Genomic DNA, 17381 nt, shown 5'->3' with positions numbered 1-17381 from the left:
AGGAGTATGTACGACGCACTGCTCGTACCGACCGACGGGAGCGAGGCGGCGATGGACGCGGCGAACCACGCCTACAGCCTGGGAGAGCGATACGACGCGACCGTCCACGTCCTCGCGGTCGTCGAAAAGAGCGACAGTACCACCATCGTCGGGCAGGGGACCGAGAAGCTCGAAACGCTCCGCGAGGAGGGAACCGACTCGACCCGCCGCATCGTCGACGAAGCGCTCTCGCGCGATATCGACGCGGTCGGAGCCGTCGAAATAGGTGACCCCGCTCGAACGATTCTGGCGTACGCCGACGAGCACGATATCGATCTTCTCGTGATGGGAACGCACGGCCGCTCCGGCGTCGGTCGATTCCTCATGGGAAGCGTCACCGAACGCGTCCTCCGAGACGGAGCGGTTCCCGTCCTCGCGGTCCAGCGGTGAGATCAGCGGGGCGAGAACGTAAACCTGGTGTCGCCCCCGGCGCTATCGGCCCGTAATGAATTACGTTCAGTTGAACGAACGCGATTTTCATCACATGCTCGTCGTCGCCGCCATCTTGGGCGTCGGCGTCGGGCTCGTCGCCACGGCGTTTCGCGTCGTCTGGCTCTTTCTGAAACATCACCTCTGGGAGCTCTTCGGTGCGACGTACTGGCGCGTTCCCGTGAGTATCGGCGCGGGGATTCTCATCGGCGGGATTCTCTACACCACGTTCTACCCGGGAGCGCTCGCCGCGCTCGTTCAGCAGTTCCACACTGGAGGTCGCGTCGATCTCGAGGACAACGTGCCGATCCTCCCCGTCGGTCTGATCGGCCTGGTCGCCGGACAGAACGCGGGCCCCGAAGGAGTCATGTCCGTCGTCGGCGGCTCGTTCGGAACGTACGTCTCGGATCTGTTCGGCTTCGACAACTCCACGAAGCTCCTGACGCTGGCCGGCATGGGGGCGGGGTTCGGAACGATCCTCGGCGCGCCGATCGGCGGGGCGCTCCTCTGGCTCGAACTCCCCCACAGGCGCGGGCTCGAGTACTACGAGGCGATCATTCCGACGTTCGTCGCGTCGTTCGCCGGCTACCTGACCGAGGTCACGCTCGGCGGGATGCACCTGTTTCCGGTCTGGGAAACGGCGTCGTTCGTGCCGCCGACGCTCCCGCAGTTGGGGTGGGCCGTCGGCATCGGCGCCGTCTGTATCCCGTTCGGGCTCGTGTATACGCGGCTGTTCTCGTCGATCGGCGGCGCGTTCCGTCGGCTGTCGCCGGCCGTGTACGTCAAGACGACGGTCGCGGGCGCGGTCATCGGCGTTCTCGGTTGGCTCGTTCCCCTCTCGTACTTCTACGGCGGGTCGAAGATGAACGTCTTGCTGGACGGAAGCTTCTCGCTCGGAACGCTGCTACTGACCCTCGGCGCGGTCATGGTCGCCGCCGCGTTCACGATTCACGGGAACTGGATCGGCGGCCTCATCATCCCCCACATGTTCATGGGCGCGCTCGTCGGTCAGGCGGCGGCGCTCGTCGTGCCCGGTCTCCCGCCGGCGTTAGCGATGCTCACCGGAATGGCAGCGTTCAACTCGGTCGTGACGGGGACGCCGCTCTCGTCGGCGCTCATCGCGATCGCGCTGACGGACGGCGCGAGTATCACCCCGGTGTTTCTCGCCTCGCTCATGGCGTTCGTCGCGAGTCCGTCGGTACGGTTCCTCGAGGAGGCAGCGCCGCGGTCCGAGTCGCCGAACTTCCACATCTCGGACGATTGAGCCGCGGACGAGAAGCGACGACATCGGACGAAGCGAAAGCGCGCCGGCGAGCACTGGGCGACGAACACGACGCGGTATCGAGCGGACCTATCGACGGAGTAGAGCGGAAGCGAGAGGCGCGGTCGCGCAGACGGGCGTCGGCGGCGCCGCCCCGTTTCGGCTCCCCGATCGAACCGCGTGCTCACGGGTACGCGTGACGCGGCGGTCGGCTCCCGTCTCCGGTCGAAAAAATCGTCGTCGCGGCCTCGAAACGGCCGTCGGCCTTAGATGACGCGGTTCTGCAGGTAGTCGAGGTGCTTGGCGTTGTAGACGATCTTGACCTCGTCGGTTTCGGGCGAACCGATGCAGGTCAGGCGGACGTTCTTCTCCTCGACTTCCTCGTCCGAGAGGATCTGCTGCATGTCCATGTCGATCTCGCCATCGAAGACGATCGCCGCACAGTTCGCACAGGCACCTGCGCGGCACGAGAAGGGCCAGTCGTAGCCCTGCGCCTCGGCCGCCTCGAGGATGTACTCGCCCTCGGCGACGTCGAGCGTGCCGTAGTCCTCCTCGTCGAGACCGGCGTCAGCGGCCTCCCCGAAGAGGTCGTCGTCGTCCATCTCCCAGCCCTGGTCGTCCAGTACTTCGTAGTTGAGGTATTCTACCGTGGGCATCACTCGGCGGTTCGAGGGCCGCACTGGTATAGCTTGCTGTTCAGTCCTAAATTGTCTTTGAGCCGAGACTGGGCACTTCGAGCGAAAGAATGCCCACATTCGTTGAACAAAGGTCGGCAGATCGGAAGAGAAATGAGAAATATTTCGACAATCCGGACGGAGATCGCAGTACTTGCCCCATCCGAAACCGGGCATGATTCGGACGATCGGGATCGGGTTCGTGACACCGCGGTCGCGGCGAGAACGGGCCGCGAACGGTCCCGGAGAACGTCACCATTCGGCCCGACTATTCCCGATCGTCCTCAATCGGTTCCGACTCAGATCGGAACCACGAGGAAAAATGCGTACGCCAGGCCGGCCGACGCGGAGGGGCCGATGATCCAGAAGACGACGAACCGCGCGACGGCGTCCGGGCGGACCAGGTCGTCGGCGTCGATGACGTCCTCGGGATCTTCCTCGCCGATCTTGGGTACTTCGTTGGGCGTCTCCTGGGTGAGGACGTTCGTCGAGAGCTCGAGGGTGTCCTCGCCTCGCGCGAGGCCGGCGATGCTGGCGGTACGGCTGGCCCGGCCCCAGCCGAGGCCGACGATCGTCATCACCGTCGCCATCACCAGGCTGATCGGGATGCCGATCGATGAGAGGATGGTGGTGATCGAGGCGGCGGTGACGGCGACGATCAGCGCGGCGAGCAGCGGGAGTTCGGTGAGGTCGTTGCCGACCGCTTCCATCGTGCGCCTGGCGATCGTGAACCCGCCGAGGCTGATCGCGACCGCGCCGATGGCGATGCCGAGGTCGGTTCCGTCGTAGCCACCGATATCGAGCGCGCCGCTGCCGACCAGGGGCGCGACCGCGTTCGCGACGTTGCTCGCGCCCGCGCCGAAGGCCATGTAACACGCGATGACGACGATCAGGACCGTCGTCGCGAGCTCTTTTACCGTCGTGCCCGGGCCGAGCACCGGCGTCGGGATCGCACCGGACCGATCGAGCGCGAGCAGCGGCCCCTCGGACTGGCGGATCTCGAAGTACCGGTCGAGATACGGGTAGAAGTAGCGCCCGACGATCCCGCCGATCCAGAAGGCGATAATCGGCGTGACGACCCACCACGAGATGATCCGTCCCATCACGACCATGTCCAGCGTGCCGGTGGCCAGGCCCAGGCCGGCGATCGCGCCGACGGCGGTCATCGACGTGGGGACGGGGACGCCGAAGAGGTTCGCGATCAGCATCCCCAAGCCGATGAAAAACAGGACGACGATGCTGGCCTGCAGGGTGAAGATCTCCGGCGGGACGATGTCGCTGCCCATCGTGTCGATGACGTTGCGGCCGACGGTCCAGCCGCCGACGAAGACGAAGACGGACATGAGGGCCGCGGCCGCCGTCTTGCCAATGACGCCCGCGCCGACGGCCGGCCCCCAGGCGATCCCCGTCGACGAGCCGCCGATGTTGAATCCGACGAAGATCGCCACGACGATCCCGACGAGGAGAATCGCAGATACCATACCCGAAGCCAGTCTCCCCGCGGGAAAAGACGTTTCGGGAAGCCGATATGAATATCATCGGCCGCAATAGATGTGGTCGGGAAATCGGTCGGTCGATCGAGCGCGAGAAGCGACGGCGATGGTTCTGTCAGAAACCGAAGATCGGAACGAACCGGAAGGTGAGGTAGGCGCCGATCGTCGAGATCGCCGGCACCACGTTCTGCATGAGGATCACGCGGGCCGTCGTCGAGGGGTCGAACAGGTCCGACGCCTTTGGGATGTCCTCGGGTTCCTCCTCGCCGATCTTGGGAGAGCGTTCGCCCTCCTCCTCGGCCGTCAGCGCGCCGACCGAGACGCGCGTCTCCTCGCCGGCCCGGACCCCGGACAGCGTCGTCGTCCGGGTAGCCCGGCCCCAGCCCAGGCCGATGATGCTCATCGTCGCGATGACGACGAAGCTCGCGGGAATGCCGATCGACGAGAGGCCGACGACGATTCCCGAACTGATGACCGCGACGACGATCGCCGCCGTCAGCGGGAGGTTCGTGATGTCGTTTCCGAGCGTGTCCAGCGTTCGGCGGGCGATCGTGAAACAGCCGACGGCGACCGCGGCCGACCCGATCAGGATCAGCGTCACCATGTCGACGTCGCCGGTGCCGTAGATCGGCGCGATCGCGTTGGCGATGTTGCTCGTCCCCGAGGAAAAGCCCATCAGACAGCCGATGGCGACGACGATTAGCGCGCCCGTGATTTCCCGGCGGTCGGCGCCGGCGCCGAATTGGAGCCGCGGGACAAGGCTCGAGCGATCGACCGTCACCATCGGCCGTCCCCCCTGTTTCTCCTCGATGGCGACCCAGGCGTTGAGCCGGGGGTAGAAGTAGCGCCCAACCATGCCGGCGACCCAGAAGCCGACGATCGGCGCGACGATCCACCAGACGACGATCTCGCCGAGCACGTCCCAGTTGAGTTCGCCGGTCGCGAACCCGAGCGCGGCGATCGCGCCGACCGCGGTCATCGAGGTCGAGGCGGGAACGCCAGTGTAGTTGCCGACGAACAGCGCGCCCCCGATGAAAAAGAGGACGGCGACGTTCGAGCGCATCGTAAACACCGACGTGTCGGTGACGAGTTCCCGACCGAGCGTGTCGACGACCGCCGGGCCGATCGTGATCGCCCCGACGAAGAAGAAGACCGACATCAGTGCGGCCGCCATCAGTTTCGTGATCACGTTGGCGCCGACCGCGGGCCCGAACGCGGGCCCGGTCGTCGAGCCGCCGATGTTGTAGCCGACGAAAATCGCGGTAAGGATCCCGATCACAAGCAGCGGTTCCGCGTTCACATTCGGAAGTCACGATATCCGATACTAAAAACACGCCTATTCGATTCGAAGCGAGGTCGTTACCGGAAGGCGCGGTCGGCGAGCCACGGCCGCCTGGCCGACCTCGCGAACGACGTCACGGCGCGTAGAACGCGGGTCCGCTAACGTATCCGTACCGGCCCGCGATCACGACTCGTCCGCCGCCGCGTCGATCGGCTTCAGTTGCTCGGCGTCGGTGAAGACGTACGTGCCGATCAGCAGGCTGCTGGTCACGCTCGTCAGGCCGCCGGCGGCGAAGATCATCGCCATGATGACGAACTGATAGAGCGCGGCGTAGATGGGATTCTCGCCGCCGAGGATCATCCCGGCCATGATCCCCGGAATCCAGACCCAGCCGAGGCTCTTCAACGAGTCGATCGTCGGGATCAGCGACGCCCGGACGCCGGTCTTGACGTGGCGTGAGACGACCGCCTGCGGGGGCGCCCCGAGCGCCAGGTCGGCCTCGATCTCGGGCCGGTTCGACTGAATTTCACTCTTGAACCGATCGAGCGCCAGCGAGTTGATCTGCATGGCGTTGGCGATGATCATGCTCCCGACCGGGACCAGGTTCCGAACGGTCGCCTCGATCGCTCCCGCGAGCGTCATCGTGACGATCACGAGCCCCGCGCCGAAGAGAATCGCGACGAACGAGACCCGCACCACGCCGGGAAGGCCCGCGCCGCGGTTCTTCGAGATCCACGTCGCGCCGCCCATCATGCCGAGGAGGATGACCGCGCTCCAGGCGAAGTCGACGGTGAGCAACAGGCCGACGATCGATCCCATCGCGACGATCTGGACGAGCCCGCGGACCAGCGCGACGCCGAGTTCGCGCTCGAGGGCAAGCCCGCGGACGTGCGAGAGGCCGACGACGAGGGCGGCGAGAACGGCCGCGACGGCGACCTGCGCGAGCCCGGTGAGAAGCACCGGATCGGTGAACTGTTCGAAGAACCCGCCGAGAGCATCCATCAGGCCAACACCTCCTCGACCGGCCCGACGCGGTCGACGACGCCGTCACGAAGTGCCAGCACCCGTTCGCCGAACCGACGGGCCTGGTCCTCGTCGTGGGTGACCAATACGACGGTGAGATCGAGGTCGCGGATGAGCTCCGAGAGCAGCGCCTCGACGCGCTCCTCGGAGTCCGGATCGAGATGTGACGTCGGCTCGTCGAGGAGGAGGACGTCCGGCTCGTTGTAGAGCGTGCGCGCGATGGCGACGCGCTGTTTCTCGCCGCCCGAGAGGTCCTCGACGTCGCGGTCGGTGTAGTCCGCCAGGCCGAGTCGCTCGAGCAGTCGCTCGACCGCGGCGTCGTCGACCGACTCGTCTCGGAGGATCGCGCCGCGGGCGACGTTCTCGGCGACGGTGCCCGGGACCAGTGCGGGATCTTGGGGAACCAGGCCGATCCGCTGGCGGAGCGTCCGCGGGGGGATCGACCGGTAGTCCGTCCCCTCGAACAGGACCGTCCCCTCGGTCGGCTCGTCGAGTCGGTTGAGCAGGCGGAGCAGCGACGACTTGCCCGCGCCGGAGGGGCCGACCACGACCAGCACGTCGGACTCGGAAATCGTAACGGAGACGTCGTCGACGATCCGCTCGTCATCGACGACGCGCGTGAGGTGCTGCGCCTCGAGAATCGTCATTACCGGACCGTCCGACGCACTGGCGGAAGTGTCGTTCGGTCAGCGCACGCCGAGAGCGGTCGAGATCGAGGGTGAAGGGGATTCAAACGCCCCAGAAGAACGCGATGCCGGCGACGGTGACGACCGACAGCAGCAGTTGCAGCGGCGCGCCGATCCGGAAGTAATCGCCGAACCGGTAGCCGCCGGGCCCGTAGACGAACAGGTTCGTCTGGTAGCCGATCGGGCCCAGGAAGGCCGTGCTCGCGGCGAACGTCACGGCGAGCACGAACGCGAAGGGGTTCGCGTCGATCCCGGTCGCGGCGGCCGCAGCGACCGGAATCAGGAGGACGACGCTGGCGTTGTTGCTAATAACCTCCGTGATCAGACCCGTCGTGATGTAGAACAGCCACAGCACGACGATCGTCGGCAGGAAGCCGGCCGATTGGACGACCAGGAAGGCGATATAGGCGGCCGCTCCCGTCCCCTCGAGCGCGATACCGAGCGGGATCACGCCCGCCAGCAGGAAGATGATGTTCCACTCGACGGCGTCGTAGAGTTCGTTGGGCTCGAGGACGCCCGCGACGACCATCGCGACGACGCCCGCGAGCGCGGAGATCAGGATCGGGTATATCTCGAGGGCGGCGACGGCGACGACGCCGATCATGATTGCGATGGCGATCGGCGCCTTGTCCGACCGGTACTCGGGCCGGGCCGATTCGCGGGCGACGATCACGTCGTCCCGCCTGGCGAGCCGATCGAGCGTGTCCGGCGGCGCCTGGACGAGCAGCGTGTCGCCGACGTCGAGCCGTCGGCCGACGATCCGTTCGCCGACGAGCGAGCCGTGGCGACGGAGGCCGAGAACGGCCGCGCCGAACTCCTCGCGGAACGCCTCGGGATCGAGCCGTTCGCCGACGAGCCGCGAGTCCAGCGAGACGACCAGTTCCGTGATGATCCCCCCGCCGTCCGACGAGAGATCGGCGGCGGCGGACTCCGGGCGCCCGACGGGTTCGACTCCTGGCGCGTCCTCCAGGGCCGTGATCGCGGTCCTGTTCGTGCGGACGACCAGGACGTCGCCCTCCTCGAGTCGGGTGTCTCGGCGGGGTGCGATCGAGCGGTCCGCCGCACGGATGACCTGGACGACGTCGATCTCGTCGCCGAGTGCGTCGGTCGCGTCGCCGACTGTCGCGCCCGCGAGCGGCGACCCGGGGACGACGGCCACGTCGGCGACGTAGTCCTCGACCGCGTACTCCTCGAGGTAGTCCGCCCGCGGCGGCACCCGTTCGGGCAGGAGGTAGTGACCGACAAAGATCAGGTAGAGCCCGCCGGCGAGGACGACCAGGACGCCCAGTTGCGTGAACTCGAACATCGAGAACCGGTGGAGTTCGGGGTACTGCGTGCCGAGCCGCGCCGAGACGTCGCTGGCGAGGATGTTCGTCGATGTTCCGATAAGCGTGAGCATCCCGCCGACCTGCGAGGCGTACGACAGCGGGATGAGCAGCTTCGACGGCGAGGTGTTCCCCCGGTTCGCGACGTCGGTGACGACCGGCACGAGCAGCGCGACCACGGGCGTGTTGTTCAGGAACCCGGAGACGGGACTGGTGGCTACGACGGTCGCGAACAGCTGCTTCCGGATGCTCTCGCCCGCGAAGGAGGCCATCCGCCGCCCCAACTCCTGTACCACGCCGGTCCGGCTGATCCCGCCGCTCAGGATGAGCATCGCCAGCACGGTGATCGTCGCCTCGTTCGCGAACCCCGAGATGCCGGTCTCCGGATCGATGCCGGTCCAGGGCTCTAACACGACCAGGACCACGATCAGCAGGATGGCGGTCACGTCGATCGGCAGGCGTTCCGTGACGAACAGCGCGATCGCGAAGGCGACGACGCCGAAGACGACGAGAATGTCCGTCGTCAGCTCCGGCTGAGCCAGCGGCTCCTGTACGAGCGGAACGTACCCCGACACCGACATCGTACGGTACGATCCACACCAACCACACATGTAATAATTCCGTCGGGAATCGAAACAGTGTCGCAGCGATGATCGTTCGGCGAAATCGTCGCCTTTACTCGCGCCGGGCGCGCTCACTCGCGTATGAACACCGACGGCGAGGCGTTCGAGGTGATTCCGGCGGTCGACATCCAAGACGGCGAGGTCGTCCAGCTCGTTCAGGGCGAACGCGGCACGGAGAAGACCTACGGCGAGCCCGTCGAGGCCGCCAGGCGGTGGCTCGACGCCGGTGCGGAGACGCTGCACCTGGTCGACCTCGACGGTGCCTTCGAGGGCGAGCGGGCGAACGACGACGCCATCGACGCGGTGATCGACGCCGTCGACGTGCCGACGCAGCTGGGCGGGGGTATCCGCACCGCTGCCGACGCCGTCGACCTGCTCGAGCGCGGCGTCGACCGCGTCATCCTCGGCACCGCGGCAGTGGAGAATCCGGCTATCGTCGGCGAGATCAGCGAGTCTCACCCCGACAGCGTGGTCGTTAGTCTGGACGCGAAAGACGGCGAGGTCGTCGTCGAGGGCTGGACCGAGGGCGCGGGGATCAGCCCCGTCGAGGCCGCCGAGCGATACGAGGACCTCGGGGCCGCCGCGATCCTCTTTACCAACGTCGACGTCGAGGGCCGACTCGAGGGGGTCGCGACCGAGCCCGTCCGCGACCTGGTCGACGCAACCGACATCCCCGTGATCGCCAGCGGCGGCGTCGCGACGCTCGACGACGTGCGGGCGCTCGCGGACGCCAGCGCAGCGGCCGTGGTCGTCGGCAGCGCGCTCTACGAAGGAAACTTCACGCTCGAAGACGCACAGACCGCGGTCGAGGACTGATCGGGCGCTCCGAATCGACCGTCGATCGGGTCACCGCTCGTTGCGCTGCCGACGCGGCCTGGTGCCCGACTACGAGACGGTCGGTTTCGAACAGTTCGACCCCGACAGAGAGATTCCTGAGAGCGGTACCGAAGACTGGGTTCGGATAACCGATACCCGCGACGAGTGAGCGGCGTCGAATCGGATCGCTCTCGGATCCGCACGGTCGTGGCGACTGCGGAATCGCCGGCGAGTACCGGACGGGCGGAGAGTGACAGCGACTCATTCGGTACGGGGAAACTGGAGACGGGCGGCGACAGCGGCGGACCGCGAATTCGGCGAGAGGACGAGTTGCATTCAGCGCTGATTGTAGCCGTGACCGACGTAGAGGGCGAGGGCGTTGACCGCGAGCAGGACGACGAACGTCAGCGTCACTGCCGGATCGCCCAGACCCTGTGCGAGCAGCGGAAGGTGGACGAAGGGGAGCGCGATCGCGACCCAGAACGACAGGAACTGTGCGGGGCGTTTGAGCGAGCGGACGAGTCGATGGCGGCGGTGGCCGCGTTTTGGGTCCGTCTCGGGGCTCGACGGGGCGATCGATTCGTTCGAGAGGGGGGAGGGGCTGGACATGAGGCGGATCACCTCTTCACGAATACGACATTCACTGCAGGACTCATATAACGGCGCGAAAATTGGCGCGGTTTCGGTCCGTTTCACGCCAGTAGTGTGAGGTTCCCTACTGTTTCATATCCGCGGAGAGGTGGTTAGACGTTTTAGTACCCGATTTGAAACCGTTTCTCCGATTTCGGCCGATCGGACCGGATCCGGTCGGCCGAGCGGCGGTCGGCGTCGCACGGACGCCGGCGAGCGGAACCCCCTTGTAGCGGGACCGGTATGAGTTCGTCATGAGCGAGCGAACGGCAACCGTAACCCGCGAGACGGCCGAGACGTCGATCGAGTGCAGCCTCGACGTCGACGGCACGGGCGCGGCCGCGGTCGACACCGGTATCGGCTTCTTCGATCACATGCTGACGTCGTTCGCCAAACACGGACTGTTCGACCTCGAAGTCGACTGCGACGGCGACCTCGAGATCGACGACCACCACACAGTCGAGGACGTGGCGATCGTCCTCGGCGAGGCGGTCGACCAGGCGCTCGGCGACCGCGCCGGCATCGTCCGGTACGCCGATCGGAAAGTCCCGCTGGACGAGGCGGTCGCGGGTGCCGTCGTCGACGTGAGCGGTCGTCCCCGGTTCTACTTCGACGGGGAGTTCTCCCAGGATTCGATCGGCGGCTTCACCAGCGACATGGCCCGTCACTTCGGGGAGTCGCTGGCGATGAACGCCGGGCTGACGCTCCACCTCGAGGTCGCCGGCGAGAACGCCCACCACGAGGTCGAGGCGCTGTTCAAGGCGCTGGCCCGGACCCTCGACGACGCGACCCGGATCGACGACCGCCGCGAAGGGACACCGAGTACGAAGGGGACGCTATAACCGGCGCGAAGCGGGGAGATTCGGCCATCACTGACCGCTCTACGACCGGTGGAGCATCCCCCGTTCCTCGGTGAACTCGCCGTCCGCGACGGCGTAGTCGACGATCGCTTCGGCCTGGTCGTTCTCGAGGTCGTAGGCGCCCGCGGCCAGTTCCTTGACGGCGCTGCGTTGCATGGGGAACTCGCGATTGTGAAGGAGTCGGAGGACCTTTCCGTAGGCCGTCGGGGGGTTCGTCTCGGTGGCTCCGTCGGGTCCGTTACCGTCGATCAGTGGGACGGTCGCCGACGCCTCGTCCGAGTCGGTCGTCTCGCTCGCGGCGCGCTCCGATTCGGTCGCGTCCGACGCTCCGTTGCCGCCGTCACCGCCATCACCGTCGATCGCAGCCTCGTCGCGCTCGAACGTGATTCCGTCCTCGAGACCCGACGCGGAGTTCGAGTCGTCGTCCAGTTCGGGTTCGGATTCCGTCGCGGATCCGTCGGTCCCGTCCGAAACGGTCGCGTTCGGGCTGGCAGTTCGGGTACGGGTGCGCGTCGATCCGTCGGCGGTCGCGACGACCGAGCTACCGTCGTGGTCCTCGTCGCTCGCGTCGGTCTCCTCGACGGCCGCACCCGCACGGGCGAGCAGCGGTTCGACCAGTGCTTCGAGTCGCTCCCGGCAGTCCGGACAGAGGACGACCCGTCGCTGTTCGGCCTCCGTCGGCTCGAGTTCGGGCGGCACGATCTCGAACGTGCCGACGGCGTCAGCGTCACAGAAGTCACAACTCCGCAGTTCGCGCATACCGGACGTATTGGGTGGCGGATACAAAAGTGTCCGTCAGACGACGGCTCCGGAGCCGGCGGTTCCCCGCCGCATCGATCGGGGCACAAGACGCACCGAGACGGACTCGATCGGGATCGATCGATCACCGAACATTATACCGGAGCGCGCGTACACCCGCTAACGAATGTTCGACGAGATCATGGAGAAGTTCGAGGGCTCCCCCAGTCAACAGGCCGTGATCCGCCTGCTGCTCGAGCGGGGGTTCTCCGTCAACGACGAGGGCCGGGTCGTCTCGGGCGGCATCGAGATTCCGAACACGGGGATCGCCCGCGAGATCGGCGTCGACCGGCGGGTCGTCGACTCGACGACCGACGTCATCCTCGAAGACCACGAACTCCGGCGCATCTTCCAGAACATCTCCCAGGTGCCGAGCCTGATGGACCTGGCGCCGGTGCTCGATCTGACGGTGCTCACGATCACGCCCGACGACGCCGAACAGGAGGGGATCGTCGCGACGGTCACGGGAACCCTGGCCACCAACGGGATTTCGATCCGCCAGACCATCAGCGAAGATCCCGAGTTCACCGACGAGCCGAAGCTCTACCTGATCACCGATCAGGACCTACCCGGCGAGGTCATCACCGAACTGCGCGATCTCGAGTTCGTCCGGAAGATCGAACTGCAGTGACGAGCCCGCGGGCTTCGACCGGGATGCCGGGACCGGCCCGAATCACGATCAGTCGTCGCTCTATCAGTCGCTGCTCTCGTCGGTATCCGCGCTCTCGACGTCGACGGCATCCGCGAAGTCGTCGAGGACGATTTCGAGCGCGCTGGTCAACTCCTCGAACCGATCCATTGACATGTCGTCGGTCGTCACCCAGACCCCGTGTGGGCCGCGGATGACCCGCGAGAGGTACCCGTTCTCGAACATCCTGATCGTCGCCGCGTACTCGCCGAGTTGCGTGTTCCGATAGGCCGACTGAGAGCGAAAGCCGAGCCGCTCATGCTCGGCGAAGCCGATCAGGTCGGCCGTCCGCTCGAGGTCCGATCGGAGATACAGCTGCTCGACGTCGTCCTCGGTGAAGTAGGCGATACTGCGGAGTTCGTCGCCGACGGTCGTCCGACAGACGCTGCGCAGTTCGTCGGCCAGCTCCGGATCGATAGCGTCGCCATCCATATGTACACAGATGACACGGGGGAACAATAGCGTAAGGGTGGCAGGGGACGGACTGCGACTCACGGCAGCCGCGGCTCGCGGGGGACTTCGATCGCGTTAGGACCGCCGACTGCGGCGGTCTGGCGACCGACGGGCTCTTTTCGCCGGCCGGAGTAGCGCCGCTATGAGCGGAACGTACCGGACCGTCGCGGCCCCCGCGACCGCCGACTTCGTTATTCAGGGCTCGGAGTTCATCGGTCACGTCCGGCCCGTCGAATCCGTCGACGCCGCCGAGGCGTTCGTCGACGCGATCCGCGAGGAGCACGCCGACGCCACCCACAACGTCCCCGCATATCGGGTGCGGGCCGACGCCGACGGCGAGTTTCTGCGCGAGTACTCGAGCGACGACGGCGAGCCCTCCAGCTCCGCGGGCAAGCCGGCGCTGAACGTCCTCGCCCAGCAGGAGATCGAGAACTGCGCGGTCGTCGTCACCCGCTACTTCGGCGGGACGGAGTTGGGCGTCGGCGGGCTCGTCAGCGCCTACTCCCGCGCGGTCACGGCGGCCGTCGAGGAGGCCGGGGTCGTCGAAGAGCGGCCCCAGGAGCGCCTGGCGATCACCGTCGAGTACGACGATTCCGGAACCGTCCGCGGAATTCTAGAGAGCGAGGGGTACGAGTTCGATGCCGATTACGGGGCCGACGTCACCTTCGACGTCCGCGTCCCGGTCGCCGACGCCGAGGCGCTCCGAGACCGGCTCCGGAGCGCGACGAGCGGACGGGCCGCCCTCGAATAATCGCAAATAATCGCCACGGAGCGGGCGACGCTCGGTGGGTCCGTTCGTAGCGTCACGACCGAGCGCCAGGCGACCCGGCCTGGCGGTGGCGATCGATGGCCGCCCGGACGGCCTCGAGGTCCGCCAGTTCGTCGCGATCGAACCGCACGTCGCGGAGGTCGCGGTCCAGGACGAGTTCGTCCTCGCGCAGGCGGACGTGCGAGACCTCGCGCCACGGCACGAGCGACCGCGCGTACGGCCGTTGGATCACAAGGCCGGCGTCGTGAACGCGGAGTTCGGGCGTCGCGCCCACCGCGTCCACCCACCATCGGCCCTCGGCGAGCCCGCCGGCCAGCCAGAAGGCGGCGATTCCGAACCACGCGAGCGCGGCGAGCCACTCGCCGCTGGCGGCGTTGACGGCGCTCAAAATGAGCCATAGGAGGAGTAAGAGCGCGTCCCGTCTGGGGCTTCCCGGCGGGTCCCACCGCCACGTCGCGGCGGGCTCGTCGCCGGTGACCGCGTCGACGAAGCGGGTCCGCGCCATCCGCGTGACGACGTAGCCCGCGATGGTGATCGCAAACGCCGACGCGAGCGCGACGAGTCCCGATCGGAACGCAACCGAGGCCAGCATCGAGGCGAGACCCACCGCTCCGAACGGAACCGCCGGGAGCCCGACCGCCGTCCGTCGCCGCCAGGTCCGGCCGAGTCGGATCGGAAGTCCGCGGACGCGTCGCGCGAAAACGACGCCGGCGAGGCACCCAACCGGACTGCCGATCAGGGTCACGCCCACGACGACGATCGAAGCCGCACCGGCGAGCGACGCGACGGTGGCCGCCAGGCCCGCCGCGAGGACGCCGACGTAGCCGCCGACGGCGAACCGGAAGGCGGCGTCCGGCCTGGCCTCGTCGGTGGGAGTGCGGTCGCGGTCGCCGGGATCGGACGCGTCGTCCGCGGTTCGATCGGACACGGACGGGGCTACGACGGATAGTGATAAAATTCTAACGCGTGTGCGAACCGATCCGAAAAAGAGCGCCGGCGAGCGCTGTCCGCTGCCCGGCGGCGCTACGCGTCACCCGGCGTCGGCGCGGCCGGCTCCGAGCCGGCGCCCGACACCCGAGAGTAGTTGCGGTACGACAGCGAGACGAGGATCGCCAGGCCGGCCAGGCGCAGCGGGAACGTCACCCCGAAGGACGCCAGTCCGACGGAGACGCCGGCCAGCCCGAGCAGCCCTTCGACGACGAGCAGCGGGACCTCCGGAACCATCAGGAGGATCGATGCGATCGCGTACAGCGTCCGCCGGCCGGTATCGACCGCCGCATACTGGTGGCCGATGATCGTGACGCCGAGCGCGTACACGCCGAGGAACATCCCGACGATGGGGACGACAACCTCGGGAAGGAAGAACCCGAGATCCGTCACGTCGCTCCAGCCGATGACCCCCCACTGACCGTCGACGTTTCGCGCGAGCAGGATGCCTGGCGAGAAGACGAACGCGAACGGGACGAGAATCTTGTTCAGCGAGAGGAGGAACGCGGCGGTCGCGGTCTTGAGTTCGTCGGCCTTGGCGACGCCCGCGCCGGCGAAGGCGGCGACGGCGACCGGCGGCGTGACGTCCGCCATCAGCCCGAAGTAGAGGACGAAGAGGTGGGCCGCGACGACCCAGACGCCGAGGTCCTCCATCGGCCCGCCGAGCATCGCGACCAGGATGATGTACATCGCGGTCGTGGGCATTCCCATCCCGAAGATGATCGCCGCGACGCCCGTCAGCGAGAGGAGGATCAGGATCGACCCGCCGCTGACGGCGTCGATGAGCGCCGCGAGGTTCGGCCCGAGCCCGGAGACGCTGATGACGCCCGGGACGACCCCTGCGGCGGCGACGGCGATGACGACCGTCGTCGCAGTTCGCGCGCCGGAGTCCATCGACTTCAGGATGAACGCGCCGAACTGATAGCCGGCGTTCTCGGCAAGTGACGGGCGGCCGACTGCCGATGCGACTCGCCGTCCGGACTCGTCGACGCCGTCGTCGAGTTCGAGCAGGCGGTCGTCGTAGACGGACACGACTGCGATCAGCGCGACGACGGCGATGATCGTGTACCAGCCGGCGCGGTTGATCGAGAGTCGAGCGACGATCAGGAAGTACAGCAGTAAGACCAGCGGGATGAGATAGAACCAGCCAGCGCGGAACTTCGCGAATCCGTCGGGGAGTTCGCCGCGCGAGAGCCCGCCGATACCGCCGCGGACCGCTTCGAAGTGAACCATCACCCACATCCCGAAGAAGAAGGCGATCGCGGGTAGGGTGGCGGCCACGATCACGTCCGAGTACGCCGTTCCGGTGAATTCGACGATGAGGAACGCGGCCGCGCCCATCACGGGCGGAAGTACCTGACCGCCCGACGACGCGGACGACTCCACGGCGCCGGAGAACTCGGGGGAGTAGCCCGACCGCTTCATCAGCGGGATCGTGAATGCGCCCGTCGTCACCGTGTTCGCGATCGACGAGCCGCTGAGCATTCCCATGAAGCCGCTCGAGACGACGCTCGCCTTCGCCGGACCGCCTTTCCTGGTACCGGTCAGCGAGTAGGCGAGGTCGATGAACCACTTGCCGGCGCCGCTCATCTCGAGGAACGCTCCGAAGAGGATGAAGATGTAGATAAAGCGGACGCTGACGGAGACGGGCGTGCTCATGATGCCCGCTTCGGTGGTATACCAGAGGTTGTAGACGATGCTACCCCAGGTATCGGGCTGGATCGACAGCGCTCCGATGGCCGAATCGCTCGGAATGACGTACCCCCAGCGGGCGTAGACGATGAACAGCGAGATCAGCGCCATGAGGACGACGCCGAGCGTCCGGCGGGTCGCCTCGAGCACGAGGAGAATGCCGAGCGCACCGAGCAGGAACGGACCGGCGTACTCGTCGACCGGCGGACCGAGCGCGGCGATACCCATGACGAGCGGTTCGAGCAGCGGAAAGACCTCCTGGATCGGCTGCCCCGACTGGATACCGAACGTCGCCATCTGGCTGATCTCTTCGTACTCGGTGACGATGTAGTAGGTCGGCAGCACCGAGAGGACGGTGAGACAGACGTCGAGCGGGGTAATTCGCCGTAGCTCGGGATCGGCCACCGCCCACCGAACGCCGGCCGCGAGCCGCTCGACGCCCTGCGTCACGGGACTCTCGGGACCGAGCCGGTCGCGAACTGCGGGGACGACTCCCCCGAGCTGGCGAGCGACGAATCCGTCGCCCCGTGTCGCCGGAAACAGCAAGAAGGCGAGCACCAGCGCGAAGGACACGTGGATCGCGTACACCTGCAGCGGCTGGAGCGACGCGATTTCGACCTCGCCGACGCCCGGGATCGTCGCTGCGAACCGATAGCTGTTGGCGGCGATCCACATCTGAAACGCCGAGAACGTGATCCCGACCAGGGCGACGACGGCGGCCGCTAAACCCCGATGGGATCGCTTTCGTTCGACCTCCTGTAGCAGCTCCTCCTGTTCCTCCTCCGAGAGGGACTCCGTATCGTGGTTGTCTCCGCTCATGGTGAATATCTCGTCGTACAGCGAATCGAATCGG

The 17381-nt window shown here is 67.0% G+C and carries 17 protein-coding genes; 6 read left to right on the top strand and 11 right to left on the bottom strand.

Going from position 1 to position 17381, the window contains the following annotated elements:
- The first annotated feature begins 6 nt into the window (after nucleotides 1-6).
- Both BMY29_RS17440 and BMY29_RS17435 read left to right on the top strand, forming a co-directional pair.
- Nucleotides 7-429, top strand: a complete 423-nt coding sequence (locus tag BMY29_RS17440) for a universal stress protein (protein WP_049989402.1) — start codon at nucleotides 7-9, stop codon at nucleotides 427-429.
- A 55-nt stretch (nucleotides 430-484) separates the two neighbouring features.
- Nucleotides 485-1732, top strand: a complete 1248-nt coding sequence (locus BMY29_RS17435; protein ID WP_049989403.1) for a chloride channel protein — start codon at nucleotides 485-487, stop codon at nucleotides 1730-1732.
- Between the two features lie 263 nt (nucleotides 1733-1995).
- Here BMY29_RS17435 and fer read toward each other — a convergent pair whose 3' ends face one another.
- The 6 genes from fer to BMY29_RS17405 all read right to left on the bottom strand — a co-directional run bounded on the left by fer (nucleotide 1996) and on the right by BMY29_RS17405 (nucleotide 8793).
- Nucleotides 1996-2385 (bottom strand): ferredoxin Fer, encoded by a 390-nt coding sequence (gene fer, locus BMY29_RS17430; RefSeq protein WP_049989404.1) that lies wholly within the window; start codon nucleotides 2383-2385, stop codon nucleotides 1996-1998.
- A gap of 317 nt (nucleotides 2386-2702) precedes the next feature.
- Nucleotides 2703-3884, bottom strand: a complete 1182-nt coding sequence (locus tag BMY29_RS17425; protein WP_049989405.1) for an inorganic phosphate transporter — start codon at nucleotides 3882-3884, stop codon at nucleotides 2703-2705.
- A 127-nt stretch (nucleotides 3885-4011) separates the two neighbouring features.
- Nucleotides 4012-5196, bottom strand: coding sequence for an inorganic phosphate transporter (locus BMY29_RS17420; protein WP_049989406.1), 1185 nt, complete (start codon nucleotides 5194-5196; stop codon nucleotides 4012-4014).
- 165 nt (nucleotides 5197-5361) lie between these two features.
- On the bottom strand, nucleotides 5362-6180 hold the full coding sequence (locus tag BMY29_RS17415) for an ABC transporter permease (protein ID WP_049989407.1): 819 nt from the start codon (nucleotides 6178-6180) through the stop codon (nucleotides 5362-5364).
- Nucleotides 6180-6848 (bottom strand): ABC transporter ATP-binding protein, encoded by a 669-nt coding sequence (locus BMY29_RS17410; RefSeq protein ID WP_049989408.1) that lies wholly within the window; start codon nucleotides 6846-6848, stop codon nucleotides 6180-6182. The genes BMY29_RS17415 and BMY29_RS17410 overlap by 1 nt, the downstream gene beginning before the upstream one ends.
- Before the next feature lie 82 nt (nucleotides 6849-6930).
- Nucleotides 6931-8793 carry an SLC13 family permease gene (locus BMY29_RS17405; RefSeq protein WP_049989409.1) on the bottom strand — a complete coding sequence of 621 codons (1863 nt, stop codon included), beginning with the start codon at nucleotides 8791-8793 and terminating at the stop codon, nucleotides 6931-6933.
- A 123-nt stretch (nucleotides 8794-8916) separates the two neighbouring features.
- Here BMY29_RS17405 and hisA point away from each other — a divergent pair, with 123 nt between their 5' ends.
- Nucleotides 8917-9651, top strand: coding sequence for a 1-(5-phosphoribosyl)-5-[(5-phosphoribosylamino)methylideneamino]imidazole-4-carboxamide isomerase (hisA, locus tag BMY29_RS17400; protein ID WP_049989410.1), 735 nt, complete (start codon nucleotides 8917-8919; stop codon nucleotides 9649-9651).
- 336 nt (nucleotides 9652-9987) lie between these two features.
- Here hisA and BMY29_RS17390 read toward each other — a convergent pair whose 3' ends face one another.
- Nucleotides 9988-10260, bottom strand: a complete 273-nt coding sequence (locus BMY29_RS17390) for a DUF8028 family protein (protein ID WP_049989411.1) — start codon at nucleotides 10258-10260, stop codon at nucleotides 9988-9990.
- 275 nt (nucleotides 10261-10535) lie between these two features.
- Here BMY29_RS17390 and hisB point away from each other — a divergent pair, with 275 nt between their 5' ends.
- Nucleotides 10536-11123 (top strand): imidazoleglycerol-phosphate dehydratase HisB, encoded by a 588-nt coding sequence (hisB, locus tag BMY29_RS17385; RefSeq protein WP_049989412.1) that lies wholly within the window; start codon nucleotides 10536-10538, stop codon nucleotides 11121-11123.
- A 39-nt stretch (nucleotides 11124-11162) separates the two neighbouring features.
- On the opposite strand, the gene BMY29_RS17380 is transcribed toward hisB, so the two are convergent.
- Nucleotides 11163-11900: a prolipoprotein diacylglyceryl transferase gene (locus BMY29_RS17380; protein ID WP_049989413.1), complete on the bottom strand. Its 738-nt coding sequence runs from the start codon at nucleotides 11898-11900 to the stop codon at nucleotides 11163-11165.
- A gap of 166 nt (nucleotides 11901-12066) precedes the next feature.
- Between BMY29_RS17380 and BMY29_RS17375 the strand changes: the two genes are divergently transcribed.
- Complete coding sequence (locus BMY29_RS17375; RefSeq protein ID WP_049989414.1) at nucleotides 12067-12570, top strand: TrpY family transcription regulator; 504 nt, start codon at nucleotides 12067-12069, stop codon at nucleotides 12568-12570.
- Between the two features lie 63 nt (nucleotides 12571-12633).
- Here BMY29_RS17375 and BMY29_RS17370 read toward each other — a convergent pair whose 3' ends face one another.
- Nucleotides 12634-13059 (bottom strand): DUF7522 family protein, encoded by a 426-nt coding sequence (locus BMY29_RS17370; protein WP_049989415.1) that lies wholly within the window; start codon nucleotides 13057-13059, stop codon nucleotides 12634-12636.
- Between the two features lie 163 nt (nucleotides 13060-13222).
- On the opposite strand from BMY29_RS17370, the gene BMY29_RS17365 reads away from it, so the two are divergent.
- Nucleotides 13223-13831, top strand: a complete 609-nt coding sequence (locus BMY29_RS17365) for an IMPACT family protein (RefSeq protein ID WP_049989416.1) — start codon at nucleotides 13223-13225, stop codon at nucleotides 13829-13831.
- Between the two features lie 52 nt (nucleotides 13832-13883).
- Here the strand turns inward: BMY29_RS17365 and BMY29_RS17360 are convergent, their stop codons facing one another.
- Entirely contained in the window at nucleotides 13884-14777 is an 894-nt protein-coding gene (locus BMY29_RS17360) for a PH domain-containing protein (RefSeq protein ID WP_049989417.1), read from the bottom strand.
- A 95-nt stretch (nucleotides 14778-14872) separates the two neighbouring features.
- Complete coding sequence (locus BMY29_RS17355) at nucleotides 14873-17347, bottom strand: TRAP transporter permease (protein ID WP_049989418.1); 2475 nt, start codon at nucleotides 17345-17347, stop codon at nucleotides 14873-14875.
- Between the last annotated feature and the right edge of the window lie 34 nt (nucleotides 17348-17381).

This window comes from Natrinema salifodinae, from assembly GCF_900110455.1.
Classification (GTDB): Archaea; Halobacteriota; Halobacteria; order Halobacteriales; family Natrialbaceae; genus Natrinema; species Natrinema salifodinae.
Note: the sequence above shows the minus strand (reverse complement) of the source record. Positions and strands in the feature narration are given on the sequence as shown.

Coding starts and splice junctions, on each gene's coding strand:
- BMY29_RS17440 (WP_049989402.1), top strand. CDS start 7: ATGTACGACGCACTGCTCGTACCGACCGACGGGAGCGAGGCGGCGATG.
- BMY29_RS17435 (WP_049989403.1), top strand. CDS start 485: ATGAATTACGTTCAGTTGAACGAACGCGATTTTCATCACATGCTCGTC.
- fer (WP_049989404.1), bottom strand. CDS start 2,385: ATGCCCACGGTAGAATACCTCAACTACGAAGTACTGGACGACCAGGGC.
- BMY29_RS17425 (WP_049989405.1), bottom strand. CDS start 3,884: ATGGTATCTGCGATTCTCCTCGTCGGGATCGTCGTGGCGATCTTCGTC.
- BMY29_RS17415 (WP_049989407.1), bottom strand. CDS start 6,180: ATGGATGCTCTCGGCGGGTTCTTCGAACAGTTCACCGATCCGGTGCTT.
- BMY29_RS17410 (WP_049989408.1), bottom strand. CDS start 6,848: ATGACGATTCTCGAGGCGCAGCACCTCACGCGCGTCGTCGATGACGAG.
- BMY29_RS17405 (WP_049989409.1), bottom strand. CDS start 8,793: ATGTCGGTGTCGGGGTACGTTCCGCTCGTACAGGAGCCGCTGGCTCAG.
- hisA (WP_049989410.1), top strand. CDS start 8,917: ATGAACACCGACGGCGAGGCGTTCGAGGTGATTCCGGCGGTCGACATC.
- BMY29_RS17390 (WP_049989411.1), bottom strand. CDS start 10,260: ATGTCCAGCCCCTCCCCCCTCTCGAACGAATCGATCGCCCCGTCGAGC.
- hisB (WP_049989412.1), top strand. CDS start 10,536: ATGAGCGAGCGAACGGCAACCGTAACCCGCGAGACGGCCGAGACGTCG.
- BMY29_RS17380 (WP_049989413.1), bottom strand. CDS start 11,900: ATGCGCGAACTGCGGAGTTGTGACTTCTGTGACGCTGACGCCGTCGGC.
- BMY29_RS17375 (WP_049989414.1), top strand. CDS start 12,067: ATGTTCGACGAGATCATGGAGAAGTTCGAGGGCTCCCCCAGTCAACAG.
- BMY29_RS17370 (WP_049989415.1), bottom strand. CDS start 13,059: ATGGATGGCGACGCTATCGATCCGGAGCTGGCCGACGAACTGCGCAGC.
- BMY29_RS17365 (WP_049989416.1), top strand. CDS start 13,223: ATGAGCGGAACGTACCGGACCGTCGCGGCCCCCGCGACCGCCGACTTC.
- BMY29_RS17355 (WP_049989418.1), bottom strand. CDS start 17,347: ATGAGCGGAGACAACCACGATACGGAGTCCCTCTCGGAGGAGGAACAG.